Annotated in this window: 12 protein-coding genes; 10 read left to right on the top strand and 2 right to left on the bottom strand. The window is 71.4% G+C overall.

The window, feature by feature from the left end:
- Positions 1 to 53 precede the first annotated feature (53 nt).
- On the bottom strand, positions 54 to 503 hold the full coding sequence (locus AKJ13_RS08730) for an anaerobic typically selenocysteine-containing protein (RefSeq protein WP_144426214.1): 450 nt from the start codon (positions 501 to 503) through the stop codon (positions 54 to 56).
- Between the two features lie 337 nt (positions 504 to 840).
- Here AKJ13_RS08730 and AKJ13_RS08725 point away from each other — a divergent pair, with 337 nt between their 5' ends.
- The 3 genes from AKJ13_RS08725 to AKJ13_RS08715 all read left to right on the top strand — a co-directional run bounded on the left by AKJ13_RS08725 (position 841) and on the right by AKJ13_RS08715 (position 2,748).
- Positions 841 to 2,067 carry an MSMEG_0565 family glycosyltransferase gene (locus AKJ13_RS08725; protein ID WP_050732989.1) on the top strand — a complete coding sequence of 409 codons (1,227 nt, stop codon included), beginning with the start codon at positions 841 to 843 and terminating at the stop codon, positions 2,065 to 2,067.
- Positions 2,060 to 2,338, top strand: a complete 279-nt coding sequence (locus AKJ13_RS08720; protein WP_050732988.1) for an MSMEG_0570 family nitrogen starvation response protein — start codon at positions 2,060 to 2,062, stop codon at positions 2,336 to 2,338. The genes AKJ13_RS08725 and AKJ13_RS08720 overlap by 8 nt, the downstream gene beginning before the upstream one ends.
- A 110-nt stretch (positions 2,339 to 2,448) precedes the next feature.
- Positions 2,449 to 2,748, top strand: coding sequence for a hypothetical protein (locus AKJ13_RS08715; protein ID WP_050732987.1), 300 nt, complete (start codon positions 2,449 to 2,451; stop codon positions 2,746 to 2,748).
- Between the two features lie 16 nt (positions 2,749 to 2,764).
- Here AKJ13_RS08715 and selB read toward each other — a convergent pair whose 3' ends face one another.
- A complete protein-coding gene (gene selB / locus AKJ13_RS08710; protein WP_050732986.1) occupies positions 2,765 to 4,711 on the bottom strand; it encodes a selenocysteine-specific translation elongation factor in 1,947 nt (648 codons plus the stop codon).
- A 338-nt stretch (positions 4,712 to 5,049) separates the two neighbouring features.
- Between selB and AKJ13_RS08705 the strand changes: the two genes are divergently transcribed.
- The 7 genes from AKJ13_RS08705 to AKJ13_RS08675 all read left to right on the top strand — a co-directional run bounded on the left by AKJ13_RS08705 (position 5,050) and on the right by AKJ13_RS08675 (position 12,561).
- Entirely contained in the window at positions 5,050 to 6,564 is a 1,515-nt protein-coding gene (locus AKJ13_RS08705; RefSeq protein ID WP_082316894.1) for a CYTH and CHAD domain-containing protein, read from the top strand.
- A 428-nt stretch (positions 6,565 to 6,992) separates the two neighbouring features.
- The gene (locus AKJ13_RS08700) at positions 6,993 to 7,454 is read left to right on the top strand and encodes a tellurite resistance TerB family protein (protein ID WP_050732985.1); all 462 of its coding nucleotides are present in this window, start codon (positions 6,993 to 6,995) and stop codon (positions 7,452 to 7,454) included.
- Between the two features lie 100 nt (positions 7,455 to 7,554).
- Positions 7,555 to 8,835 (top strand): Zn-dependent hydrolase, encoded by a 1,281-nt coding sequence (locus AKJ13_RS08695; RefSeq protein ID WP_050732984.1) that lies wholly within the window; start codon positions 7,555 to 7,557, stop codon positions 8,833 to 8,835.
- Entirely contained in the window at positions 8,832 to 10,124 is a 1,293-nt protein-coding gene (locus AKJ13_RS08690) for an allantoate amidohydrolase (RefSeq protein ID WP_244471554.1), read from the top strand. The genes AKJ13_RS08695 and AKJ13_RS08690 overlap by 4 nt, the downstream gene beginning before the upstream one ends.
- Positions 10,121 to 11,404, top strand: coding sequence for a beta-ketoacyl-ACP synthase (locus AKJ13_RS08685; RefSeq protein ID WP_050732983.1), 1,284 nt, complete (start codon positions 10,121 to 10,123; stop codon positions 11,402 to 11,404). The genes AKJ13_RS08690 and AKJ13_RS08685 overlap by 4 nt, the downstream gene beginning before the upstream one ends.
- Complete coding sequence (locus AKJ13_RS08680) at positions 11,401 to 12,159, top strand: SDR family NAD(P)-dependent oxidoreductase (RefSeq protein WP_050732982.1); 759 nt, start codon at positions 11,401 to 11,403, stop codon at positions 12,157 to 12,159. Before AKJ13_RS08685 ends, AKJ13_RS08680 begins: the two co-directional genes overlap by 4 nt.
- A 111-nt stretch (positions 12,160 to 12,270) precedes the next feature.
- On the top strand, positions 12,271 to 12,561 hold the full coding sequence (locus AKJ13_RS08675; protein ID WP_050732981.1) for a peptide-binding protein: 291 nt from the start codon (positions 12,271 to 12,273) through the stop codon (positions 12,559 to 12,561).
- Positions 12,562 to 12,567 lie beyond the last annotated feature (6 nt).

Here is a 12,567-nt window from a genome sequence, read left to right as displayed (position 1 = left end):
CGGACGACCGCGCGGCCGGAACCGCGCGGCGGCATAAGCAGACGCGTAAGGCTTCAGCCGGCCGGGGGGGACAGAACCATTTTGCCGACGAACGGCGCGTCCCGCTTGTTGTTCGCGGTGCAGCCGTAGCTGTGCTCGCCGGCATCGAGGGTGCGCAGCTTGAGCGTGCCGCGGCCATTGGCCTTCACGGTGTAGCCCTTCTCGCTCATGACGTGGACGAGATCGCCGTCGGCGTGCAGCAGGTGGCCCTGCTCGAACTGGCCCTCTGCGGTGATCGTCACCGGCACGTTGGCCTGGCTGACGACCTGAAGCATCACGTTGGTGTTGGCCGGCAGGCGGATCTCGGCAGGCGCGCAGACCGGCTTGCCATCCTGCAGGGTGATGGTCAGCTCGACCGGCGGCAGGGCGTTGCTCGACGGCTTGCCGAGTTGCGGGTTGTCGGCGGCGCCCGCCGAACCGGCGAGCAGCGTGGCCATGGCCGCGGCGATGAGGGTGTTGCGCAAGGCTGGGATTCTCCACCGTCTCCCGCGACCCGAACATCGTCCCGAAAGGGGTATACCCTCTTTCGGAGCAAGACGATGCCCTCGTTGCCCGGGTGTCTCCCCGGCAATGACGCCGCCGGGCCACGGTTCCGGTGCGCGACGCCGTAGCTCAGACCAGGGGGCGTTATTGCGAGGACAGCGAAACCTGACGTTTTATTGCCGATGCCACCGAGCGGGACCGCGTTCGGCACGATCGATGCGTTGCGTCGGCACGGGTCCCCGAGAGGGCGGCGGGGATCCTGGTCCGGGACGTCGAGCGCGATGTCCGAACCGGCTGCAGGCCTCGGTGAGCCGTCCCATGGTCGCCCGCTTGCGCATTGCAATCCTGACGCACTCGACCAATCCCCGCGGCGGCGTGGTCCATGCCCTGGCGCTCGGCGAGGCCCTGTGCAGCCTCGGCCACGAGGCGGTGGTCCACGCCCCCGATCCCACCGGCCGCGGTTTCTTCCGGGACGCGCGCTGCCCGGTCGTGTCGGTGGCGGCCAAGCCGGTCGCCGAGCCGACGGTGGCGATGGTCCGGTCCAGGATCGCCGACTACCTGTCGCATTTCTCGACGCCGGCAGCCTGCGATTTCGACGTCTTTCACGCCCATTGCGGGATCAGCGGCAACGCCCTCGCGACACTGACCCGACGGCGGCTGATCCCCGGCTTCGTCCGCACGGTCCACCACATCGACATGCTTCCGGATCCGCAGCTCAGCCAGTGGCAGGATCGGGCCATCCTCGATGCCGGACGGCTGCTCTGCGTCAGCCGAGGCTGGGCCGCCGCCATCGCCGCGGAATACGGCGCCCAGGCCGAGGTCGTCGGGAACGGCGTGGACGGCGCTGTCTATACCCCGGAGCCGGCGCCCGGAGATTCCAAGCTGCGCGACCGCCTTGGCCTCGGGGCCGGGCCAGTCTTCCTGAGCGTCGGCGGGTTCGAGGCCCGCAAGAACACGCTGGCGATCATCGAAGCCTTCGCTCGACTGCGCGGCCGGATCCCCGATGCCCAACTCGTCGTGGCCGGCGGCGTCTCGCTTCTCGACCATGCCGGCTACGAGGCCCGGTGCTGCGCGGCACTGGAGCGCGAGGGCCTGGAAGTCGGCGCGGGCAAGCCGGTGATCCGGACCGGGCCGATCGTCCAGCGCGACATGCCGGGTCTTTACCGGATCGCCGACACGCTGGTCTCTCCCTCGATGAGCGAGGGCTACGGGCTGTGCGTGCTGGAAGCGATGGCCTGCGGCACGCCGGTCATCGTGTCGGCGCGCCCGCCGTTCACCAACTACCCTACCCCCGGGGAGGCGCTCGCGGTTGAGCCCGACGAACCGGACGCCATCGCGGATGCGATGCAGGCGAGCCTGGACCCCTCCCGGCGCGTCCGCCTGCGGGTCGCCGGCTTCGAGGTCGCCCGCGCCCATGCCTGGGAGTCCTGCGCAGCCCGACACCTGCCGACCTACGCATCCCTGGCTCCGGGACCCGCGCCGGTCGCGGCGATCGCCACGGGATCCGCCGCCTGGAACACCACGCGGATCCCCGGCGATGCCTGAGATGCGCTTCCACATCCGCTGGCCGGATGGTAGCCGCGAGGCCTGCTACTCGCCGTCCCTGGTGATCAAGGACCACCTCGCCGTCGGACAGGATTACGCCCTCGACGAGTTTCTGGCGCTGACCCGCCTCGCCCTCGGCAGTGCCAGCGCGCGGGTGCAGGAGCGCTACGGCTTTCCCTGCGGTCGGGCTGAGGCGCAGCTCGCCCGGATCGAGGAGACCGCCCGCCGCCAGGACCCGGGCACCGTCCATGTCGAGGCGTTCGAGGAGTAAGGAGGTCGCCGGGCCCGGGCCATGCCGGTCCGTGGCGAACCGACACAGCGCAAGTCTCGGATCCGGTCGCGTTGTCCTGACATGTACGCCGATCGAGCCAGGCACACCCGATGATGATCCGGATCGCCACGGCCGCCCTGATGGTCGCGGCTCCCGCCGCGGCGCAGACGCGCCCGTCGAGCACCACCATGACCTGTCAGCAGGCGGCCGGACTGGTCCAGGCCCGTGGCGCGATCGTGCTCGGGACAGGAGGTCAGACCTATGACCGCTTCGTGCGGGACCGGTCGTTCTGCGAAATCACCGAGATCGCCCGGCGCGCCTTCCGGCCGACCCGGGACAACCCGGCCTGCCTGATCGGATACACCTGTTACGAGCCCGGCATCGGCGACTGGCCGGGCGAGGGCTACTAGCCCCGGTATCGGCGCCTCAACGCCCGCCCGGCTCCAGATCGACGATCACCCGCCGGTCGCCGGTCCGGCGGCTGAAGCCGACGGCGTCGAGATGCTCGAGGAGCGGGATCGAGAATTTCCGTGAGATTCCCAGGGCGGCGCCCGCCTCCCGGGCCAGGAAGCCGGTCTCGGGCGTCGTGGCGTTCGGGAACGCTTCCGCGAGCCGCGTCCGGGCCACCGCCACCGCCTCCCGGTGGAACAGCACCGCCCGGCGCTGAACCCGGTCGATCGCGCGGATGACCGTTCCGGCCCCGACCAGATAGGTCAGCGCCTCGCGCCGGCGGACATCGCGGCCCACCGCCTCGCTCTCGTCGGGCGGGTTGAGGCCTGCCCGGCGGAACAGCTGCTCGAGCTTGCGCGCGGTGTCGCTCTCGTTGCGGGCCGGGTCGAAATCGGATCGGCGCCACAGCGCGCCGGCCTGGACCGTGCCGCCGGTCGCGGCCAAGTCGCGCAGCACCAGTCCGGTCAGGGGCTCGGGAAGCGACAGGAGCTTGGCGAGGCGTTCGAGCGCGATGCCGTGCTCCATCGGGTTGTCCCGATGATGCCTGGACAGGGCCGTCAGCGCGGCGGTGCGCAGCGACGCGAAGGCCGGGGCCCCGATGAACCGGTTGCCGACCTCCCGGGCGCCCGAGGCGGCGAGGATCTGCCGCGCCCGCTCGAGGCTGGTGCCGGCCGCGCGGGCGAGGTCGGGCAGCGTCGCGCCGGCCGCACCGGCCTGGACCAGGCGAACCGCCACGGCATCGGACGGCTTGCCCGTTGCCAGCGCGTCGAGGTCCGCGAGAACCCGGGCATCGTGCCGCCGCCGACGGCGGCTTGCCGGATCGAGCACCCGGCCGCCCGCCACCGTGGCGGGCGGCGAATCGAGACGCAGCACGAAGGGCTCGCGGGCCGGCACGGTAACCGGTTCGGCGAGGTGCAGCTGCGCCAGCGCGGTCGCGCCCGGTTCCAGCGCATCGCGGTCGAGGAGCCGCAGCCGGGCCTCGACCTCAGTGGTGCCGAACAGGAGCCGGCAGGCGCTCCCGCCCGCAAGCGGGGCGTCCGCGCTCGACGCGGCGGTGAGCGCGACGTCGAGCCATTGCGACGGGGCGAGAAGGTTCGGCACCGTGAGGGCGTCGCCGCGGGCGATCTCGTCGAGGCCGACGCCGCGCAGGGCCACCGCGGTCCGCCGGCCAGGCTCGGCGCACTCGACCGGGCGGCCGTGGATCTGGAGGCTGCGCACCACGGCGCTGCGACCGCCGGGCACGATCTCCAGCGTGTCGCCGACCGCCAGCGTCCCCCGCCGCAGCGTGCCGGTCACCACCGTGCCGAAGCCCGCCCGGGTAAAGACCCGGTCGACCGGCAGGTAGGGGAACCCGTCATCGACCCGCGGCTCCGCCTCCGCCAGCAGGGCGGCGAGGGCTTGGGCGAGGTCCGGGATCCCGGCGCCGGTGAGGGTCGAGGTGGCGATCACCGGCGGCGCCTCGAGTCCGGCGCGGGCGGCGGCGGCGGCGATCTCGGCGGCGCGCGCCGCGATGGTGGCGGGGGTGGCGAGATCGGATTTCGTCAACGCCAGCACGCCGCGGCGGACGCCGATCAGACGGGCGATCTCCAGATGCTCGACCGTCTGCGGCTTGATGCCTTCATTGGCGTCGACCGCCAGCAGCACGGCGCGCATGCCGGTCGCGCCGGAGACCATGGCGCGGACGAATCGCTCGTGGCCGGGCAGGTCGACCAAGTCGATCTCGCCCTGCTCGGAGGCCAGCAGCGCGAAGCCGGGGACGATCGAGACGCCGCGGTCCCGCTCCTCCTTCAACCGATCCGTCTCGACTCCCGTGAGCGCCCGGACCAGGGCCGTCTTGCCGTGATCCACATGCCCGATCACACCGACCAGAAGTGTCTTCAAGGGAGCCACCGACCCGACGATCTCCGCGGCGCAACCGTCCACGCGGGGCGCACCGCTCTCACAGTGAGGGATTCCGTCTACCTGGCACCGCGTCGTGCCGTTCGCCGCCGAACGGGCGGGGCCGGAGCACAGGAGGCAGATCAATTGTGGACAATCGGTTTTGCCACGGCCTCCCGATTTGGGAAAGCGTAAATTTGGAGCGCTTCAAGATCTGCACCCGGGCCCGGGCCGGGCGACCCGGCGCGGTTTGACGCCCAAATTACGCCGGCCCGCGATTGCAACGCCGCGAGGGCCCGGCCTAGACCGATTATCGTGACGCTCGGATGCAACCCGGTGGGCGCTCCGCCGAGTTAAGAACCGGACGTTTCGAAGAGGAGAGCATGAGCGAGACCGATAGCCACGACGTGGCAGACCCCCGCGAGATCGAGCTGAAGCTTGATTGCGCAGGTTCCGACCTGACCGCGCTGGCGGCCCATCCGCGGCTCCAGGGGGCCGAAGGCATCGAGCCCGAGCTCCTCGTCAGCACCTATTACGACACGCCGAATCAGGACCTTCGCGCCGCCGGGCTCACCCTGCGGGTGCGCAATCAGGGCGGCCGGCACATCCAGACCGTGAAGGCCGGGCAGGGCGGCGTCGGCCTGTTCGACCGGTCCGAGTGGGAGACCGAGATCGCGGGCGAGACGCCCGATCCGGCGGCCTGGGCCGACACCGCGGCCGAGAAGGTCCTGCGCAAGGCGGATGCGCCGCTGGAGCGCCTGTTCTCCACGATGATCACCCGCCGGGTGATCTCGGTCCGGCAGGGTGAGTCGCGGATTCTCGTGACCCTGGACGAGGGACGGGTCGAGAGCCCGTCCGGCGCTTCTCCCATCTGCGAGGTCGAGCTCGAGATCGCCGAGGGTGAGCCGGCCGACCTGTTCGCCCTGGCCCAGACCCTCGCCGAGACCGTGCCGCTGCGCCTGAGCGCCACCGCCAAGAGCAGCCGCGGCTTTGCCCTGATCGACGGCACCGGCCCGTCCGTCGTCAAGGCCGAGCCGGTCGAATTGCCGGACGATGCGAGCGCCGGCGAGGTGTTCCGCCGGGTGGCGCGCGCGTGCCTGCGCCATATGCGGTTCAACGAGACCGCCTTCCTCGCGAGTCACGCCCCGGAGGCCCTGCACCAGATGCGCGTGTCGCTGCGGCGGCTGCGTTCGGCGCTGTCGCTGTTCGCCCCGATCCTGGAGAGCGACCCGCGCGCGATCAGCTTCGGCGACGAGATCAAGCGCGTCACCGAGCCCTTCGGTCACGCTCGCAACCTCGACGTGTTCCTCAGCCAGACGCTGCCGCGCTTGGCCAAGGAACGTCCGGGGGACGCGGATCTCGACGCGTTGCGGGATCTGGCCGAGACCGAGCGCGCCAAAGCCTACGATGTCGTGCTGGCGACCCTGGAAAGCCCGCAATGGCGCGGGCTGATCATCGACTTCGCCGGCTGGATCGAGGCCGGCGCCTGGGCCAAGCAGGAGGCCGCCGCCGAGGGCGGCCGAGCCTTCGCGGCCCATGTCCTCGACCGCGCCCGCGAGCGCCTGAAGAAGCGTGGCCGCGGCTTGAAGAAGCTCGACCCGCATACCCGTCACCGGGCGCGGATCGCTGCGAAGAAACTCCGCTACGGGGCGGAATTCTTCGCCGAGTTGTTCCCGAAGAAGAAGGCTCGACGCCGTCAGGACAAGTTCGGCGCCGCGCTGTCGGACCTGCAGGACCATCTCGGCGCGCTGAACGATATCGAGACCGCTCGGTCGATGACGGAAAGCCTCGGCGGGCGGCCGATGCCGGCTCTGGACGATGCAAGCACCCAGGACCTGCTCAATGCCGCCGCGGAGGCGCGCTCCGAACTGCTCGACGTGAAGCCGTTCTGGCGCTGACGCTGCCCCGCAGGCGCACCGCTGCGGCGTGAGACAGCTGATCCGCGCCTGGTCCTGAGCGGACCGGCACGAATCGCGCGGTGCCCTGCACAAGCGGGACGCACGCTCGGCGATCGCAGATGCGAGACCGCCGTCGGAACGGCAGGCGCGGTTGGGGCCACCCGCGCGCCGTCCCGACGGCGTTGAGATGGATCCGGGGCCGCCCGAGGGGGGATGGCGGACCCGGGCTCCCGCCCACCGCGCTGGGGACGCGGTTGGATGCATGATTCACCTACGCATGTTGCCGGAGAATTTCTGAAACGCGTCCGCGTCGAAATCCTGTCGGGAAGCCGGACCCGCGTCGCGTCGTCCGGGTTCTTCCAGGCGGCTTCCTTCCAGACCGCACTCTGCTATCCCTCGCTTTCCGGCGGACACCTCGAATATTCGGCATGAGCCTTCTGAGCGACATTTTCAGCCGTGTCGGCCGTACCGTGACGGCCTATGCGGGCGACAAAGCCCTGATGCTCGCCGCCGTTTCGGCCGCGGCCAACGTCATCGTGGCCGATGGCGAGGTAGCCGGCGAGGAATTCGACGCCGCCCTGCACGGACTGCGTGCCGATCCGGTCCTGGTGAAGGGCTACGACGCGCTGATGCTGGAGACGGAGCTGTACGAGGGCATTGCCCGGGCGCGCACCCGCCTCGGCCGCGCCGAGAATCTGCGCCACGTCTCGGCAATCGTCGAGCGGCCGGCGAGCCAGCGTGAGAACGTCTTCCTGATCGCCGCCGACGTGGCCGACCAGGATGGGATCAGCGGCATCGAGGCGAATGCCCTGGGCGAGATCGCCGTCGCTCTGCAGATCGATGGCGAGGGTCTGCTGCGCGCCAATCCGGTGCGGCGTCCGCCGGTGTGACCGGGGCGCCTGGCATCACCGTTGCTCCCGGCCGGCGCAACGCCCGATAAGGGCGTTCGATGATCTTGCCGCACGGCGTCGCGCCGTGAGAGGACCCGCCATGGCCGAAACCAATCCGAGCAAGACCCACAACCTGCGCGCGGACGGCGCACGGCTCTGGGCCACGATCCTGGAGACCGCCGCTTTCGGAGGCACCCCGGCCGGTGGCATCAACCGGTTGACGCTGTCACCTGAGGACGGCCGGGTCCGCGACTGGTTCCGGGATGCCTGCGAGGCGGCCGGGCTTACGGTGACGGTCGATGCGCTCGGAACGCAATACGCCGTCCGACCGGGCCGCGACATGAGCCGCCCGCCGATCGCCTTCGGCTCGCATCTCGACACCCAGCCCACCGGCGGCAAGTTCGATGGCGTGCTCGGCGTCCTGGCCGGGCTCGAAGTGATGCGCAGCCTGAACGATGCCGGCCTCGAGACCGAGGCGCCGCTGATGGTGGTCAACTGGACCAATGAGGAGGGCTCGCGCTTCGCCCCCGCCATGATGGCTTCGGCCGCCTATGCCGGCGACTTCACGACCGACGAGATCCTGGCCAAGCGCGACGCCGCCGGCATCACCGTGGCCGAGGCGCTCGACGCGATCGGCTATCGGGGTGCCGAAGACGTGGGCGCCCGCGCGATCGGGGCCTTCGTCGAGCTGCATATCGAGCAGGGCCCAATCCTTGAAGCTGAGGGCAAGACCATCGGCGTCGTGGAAGGCGGCCAGGGGATCATGTGGTTCGACGGCCTGATCACCGGCTTCGAGAGCCATGCCGGTACGACCCCGATGCCGCGGCGCCGGGATGCGCTGCTGGCGCTCTCAGAATTCGCCCTGGCGGCCGAGCGGATCGCCCTGGCGCACGCGCCGTCCGCGGTGGCGACGATCGGCGAGGCCCAGATCCTGGCGCCGTCCCGCAACGTCGTGCCGGGCCGCGTCGCCTTCACGGTGGACGTGCGCGACCCGCGCTCGACCGCCCTCGACGCCATGGAGGCAAGCCTGCGCGAGGCCGCCACCGAGATCGCCGAGCGCCGCCGGCTGGAGATCGCGCTCACCCGGATCTGGCGCAAGGAGCCGGTGCCGTTCGATCCTGCCATCGTGGCGGCGGTGGACGAGGCTTCCGAGAGCCTCGGCCATGCAAGGCGGCGGATCATCTCGGGGGCGGGGCACGATGCCTGTAACCTCGCCGCCAAGGTCCCGACCGCGATGATCTTCGTGCCGTGCAAGGACGGCGTAAGCCACAACGAATCGGAATCCGCCACCCCGGGCGATTGTGCGGCCGGCGCCGACGTCCTGCTGCAGACGGTGCTGCGGCTCGCCAACGCGCCGCGGATGGAACCGCCGGCGCAATGATCTTCGCCCCGCGCATCCAGGCGCGCCTCGACGCGCTGGCGGCGATCACGGCCGAGCCCGGCACGATCACCCGCCTCTACCTGACGCCCGAGCAGGCCAGGGCCGAGGCCCTGGTCGCGGGCTGGATGCGCGAGGCCGGGATGGCGGTGCGCCACGACGCCGTTGGCAACCTGATCGGCCGGGTCGAGGGGCCCGAGCCCGGCGGTCCGGCCCTCGTCGTCGGATCGCATCTCGATACGGTCCGCGACGCCGGCCGCTACGACGGGCCGCTCGGCGTGATCACCGGGATCGCCTGCGTCGAGGCGCTGGCCCGCGACGGGATACGCCTGCCGCACGCCCTGGAGGTGGTGGCCTTCGCCGATGAGGAGGGCGTGCGCTTCTCCGCGACCCTGATCGGCAGCCGCGCCTTCGCGGGCCGTCTCGAGCCGGCTGTGCTCGATGTCGCCGACGCGGACGGGGTCACCCTCGCCGCGGCGATGCGGAATTACGGCCTCGATCCCGCGGCGATCGCATCTGCGGCACGATCGCCGGATGCGGTTCTCGGCTATCTCGAACTGCATATCGAGCAGGGGCCGATGCTGGAGAAGGCCGACCTGCCGGTGGGCGTCGTCACCGCGATTTCTGGCGCCAGCCGCCTGGATTTCACCCTGACCGGCGAGGCCGGCCATGCCGGCACGGTCGCCATGAGCGAGCGGCGCGACGCCCTCGTGGGCGCCGCCGAATGCGTGCTCGCCGTCGAGGCCCGCTGCCGGAGCGAGGCGCATCTGGTCGGGACCGTCGGCCGGATCCAGGCGCTTCCCGGTGCGGTGAACACGATTCCCGGCGCGGTGCGCTTCTCCCTCGATCTGCGTGCCCCCGACGATGGCCAGCGCCTCGCCGCGCTCGCCGACATCACAGCGGCCTGCAAGGGAATCGCGGAGCGCCGCCACCTCGATCTCCACATCCGCCCGCTGCATGAGGCCGCGGCAGTGCCGTGCAATTCCGCCCTGACCGCGCTGGTCCGGGACGCGGTGGCCGCTGAGGGCCTGCCCGTCCTCGCCCTGCCGAGCGGCGCCGGCCATGACGGCATGGCGGTGGCGGCGATCGCGCCAATCGCCATGGTGTTCGTGCGCTGCCGGGGCGGCATCAGCCACAACCCCGCGGAATTCGCGAGCCTGCCGGATATCGAGGCCGGGGCCCGAGTGCTGTTCCGAGCGATCACGGGTTTTGCCGCCGCGCGGCGCGGGGCCTGGACGGCGCACGCGGAACGGGTGTACGCCGCCCCAAAATCCCGTACAGACGCACCATGAGCGCGCGATCCTATCGCGACGCCAGGGGCCGGCCGCTGATCGCGGTGACGGGCATCGGCGTCGTCTCCTCCCTCGGTCAGGGCCAGGTCGACACCTGGGCGGCCATGAGTGCGGGCCGCTCCGGCATCCACGCCATCGGCCGGTTCTCCACGGAGGGCCTGCGGACCCGGATCGCCGGCACGGTGGATTTCCTCGATACCGAGCCGCTGGTCGCGCCGCTCCTGTCTGAGCGCTTCGCCGCGGAGGCCGCCGAGGAGGCGGTCGCGCAGGCCGGGATCGGCATGCCGGGTGATTTCCCGGGGGCGCTGTTCATCGCGGTCCCGCCGGTGGAGATGGAATGGCCGCAACGCCAGGCCTTGGCCGAGGCGGCCGGCGGCGATGGCGACGTCGATTATGCCGGCCTGCTCCGGGCCGCCGCGACCCGGCGCTTCGACGCCTGGCATGACCTGTTCATCTTCGGCACCGTGGCCGACCGCATTGCCGACCGCTTCGGCACCAAGGGCTCGCCGATCTCGCTCTCCACCGCCTGCTCCTCGGGCGCCACCGCGATCCAGCTCGGCGTCGAGGCGATCCGCCGGGGCGAGACCGCGGCGGCGCTCTGCATCGGCACCGACGGCTCGGTGAACCCGGAATCGCTGATCCGCTTCTCGCTGCTCTCGGCGCTCTCCACGCGCAACGATGCCCCGGGAGAGGCCTCCAAGCCGTTCTCGAAGGACCGGGACGGCTTCGTGATGGGCGAGGGCGCGGCTGCCCTCGTCCTGGAGGAGGCTGAGGCTGCCGTGGCCCGGGGTGCCAGGATCCTCGGCTACGTGCTCGGCTGCGGCGAGAAGGGCGACGGCTTCCACCGCACCCGGTCGAGCCCGGACGGGGCGCCGGTGATCGCGGCGATCCGGGCCAGCCTGGACGATGCCGGGCTCGGACCCGAGGGGATCGACACGGTCAACGCCCACGGCACCTCGACGCCGGAGAACGACAAGATGGAGGCGTTGGGGCTCGCCGCGGTGTTCGGCGCCCGCGCGCCGTCCCTGCCGGTGACCTCCAACAAGTCGATGATCGGCCACACGCTGACGGCGGCCGGCGCCATCGAGGCGGCGGTGTCGCTGCTGACGATCCGGAACGGCCGCATCCCGCCGACCATCAATTACCGGGTGCCGGACCCGGCGATCGGCCTCGACGTCGTCGAGACCGCACGGGATCTGCCGGTCCGCACCGTCCTGTCGAACTCCTTCGGGTTCGGCGGCCAGAACACCTGCCTGGTGTTCGGGGCGGAACCGGCGTGAGCGCCGCCCGCCGCGTCCTCGTCACCGGCGGCGCCTCGGGCGTCGGCGCAGCGATCGTGCGCGCGCTGGCCGGTACGGGCCATGCGGTCGACTTCACCTACCGCGCCTCTGGGGATGCCGCCGAGGCGCTGCTCGCCGAGCTGCGCGCCGCCTATCCCGATCGCCGCTTCACCGGGCACGCCCTGGACCTCGCCGACAAGGCCGCCCTCGACGCGTTCTGCGCAGCGGCCGAGGATTCCAGCTATCACGGCCTCGTCCACAATGCCGGCCAGCCGAGCGACGCCCTTGCGGCGATGTTCGATCAGGACAGGGCCGAGACGGCCATGCAGGTCAATTTCTTCGCGCTGACCCGCCTGGCCAAGGCCCTGGTCCGCCCGATGACCCAGGCGCGCACTGGCCGCATCATCGCGATCGGCTCCGTGGCGGCGCTCCGCGGCAATGCCGGCAACGCGGCCTATGCGGCGACCAAGGGCGCGCTGATCGCCTATTGCCGCACGCTCGCGATCGAGACCGCCAAACGCGGCGTCACAGTCAACGTCATCGCGCCGGGCTTCGTCGATACCGCCATGATGGCCCGCTACGCCGCTTACCGGGCCGGGATGGAGCGCCAGATCCCCGCAGGCCGGTTCGCCCAGCCCGAGGATGTCGCCGCCTTGGCCGCCTTCCTGATGGGTGACGCGGCCGCCTACATCACGGGCGCGGTCCTGCCCGTCGATGGCGGCCTCACCGCGATGATGGGCGTCCACCGCACCTGATTTCTTTCGTGATCGCGCGCCACCGTCGCGGGCTCACGGCTATCGCCCCGGCCGTGATAAGTCCGCAGCCCGGACTTCCCCTCGCACGCGCCCTGTTTGAGCGACCTGCCGATGCGCGCCCGCCTTGCCCTCCTCGCTGGATTTTGCCTCTCGGCGCCCCTCGTCCCGGGCGGCGCTGCCGCCGAACCGGAATCGTACCGGATCTCTGGGCTGCCCCCCGGCGAGCCCCTATCGATCCGCGCCGAGCCGGATCCCGCTTCCGAGCAGGTCGGCGAGATCCGCACCCGCGCCCTGGTCTTCGGCTGCACCAACGACACGCCGAGCCGGACCACGTGGTGCCGGGTCAAGGCCGGACGCGCTGTCGGCTGGGCGCGGCGGCGCTATCTGGCGCCGGAACAATGAGAGACA

It is taken from the genome of Methylobacterium sp. ARG-1 (genome assembly GCF_001262595.1).
Classification (GTDB): Bacteria; Pseudomonadota; Alphaproteobacteria; order Rhizobiales; family Beijerinckiaceae; genus Methylobacterium; species Methylobacterium brachiatum.
Note: the sequence above shows the minus strand (reverse complement) of the source record. Positions and strands in the feature narration are given on the sequence as shown.

What these genes read in the sequence shown, in the direction of transcription:
- AKJ13_RS08695 (WP_050732984.1), top strand. Translation starts at nt 7,555, where the DNA reads ATGGCCGAAACCAATCCGAGCAAGACCCACAACCTGCGCGCGGACGGC.
- AKJ13_RS08690 (WP_244471554.1), top strand. Translation starts at nt 8,832, where the DNA reads ATGATCTTCGCCCCGCGCATCCAGGCGCGCCTCGACGCGCTGGCGGCG.
- AKJ13_RS08675 (WP_050732981.1), top strand. Translation starts at nt 12,271, where the DNA reads ATGCGCGCCCGCCTTGCCCTCCTCGCTGGATTTTGCCTCTCGGCGCCC.
- AKJ13_RS08685 (WP_050732983.1), top strand. Translation starts at nt 10,121, where the DNA reads ATGAGCGCGCGATCCTATCGCGACGCCAGGGGCCGGCCGCTGATCGCG.
- AKJ13_RS08715 (WP_050732987.1), top strand. Translation starts at nt 2,449, where the DNA reads ATGATGATCCGGATCGCCACGGCCGCCCTGATGGTCGCGGCTCCCGCC.
- AKJ13_RS08720 (WP_050732988.1), top strand. Translation starts at nt 2,060, where the DNA reads ATGCCTGAGATGCGCTTCCACATCCGCTGGCCGGATGGTAGCCGCGAG.
- AKJ13_RS08725 (WP_050732989.1), top strand. Translation starts at nt 841, where the DNA reads ATGGTCGCCCGCTTGCGCATTGCAATCCTGACGCACTCGACCAATCCC.
- AKJ13_RS08705 (WP_082316894.1), top strand. Translation starts at nt 5,050, where the DNA reads ATGAGCGAGACCGATAGCCACGACGTGGCAGACCCCCGCGAGATCGAG.
- AKJ13_RS08700 (WP_050732985.1), top strand. Translation starts at nt 6,993, where the DNA reads ATGAGCCTTCTGAGCGACATTTTCAGCCGTGTCGGCCGTACCGTGACG.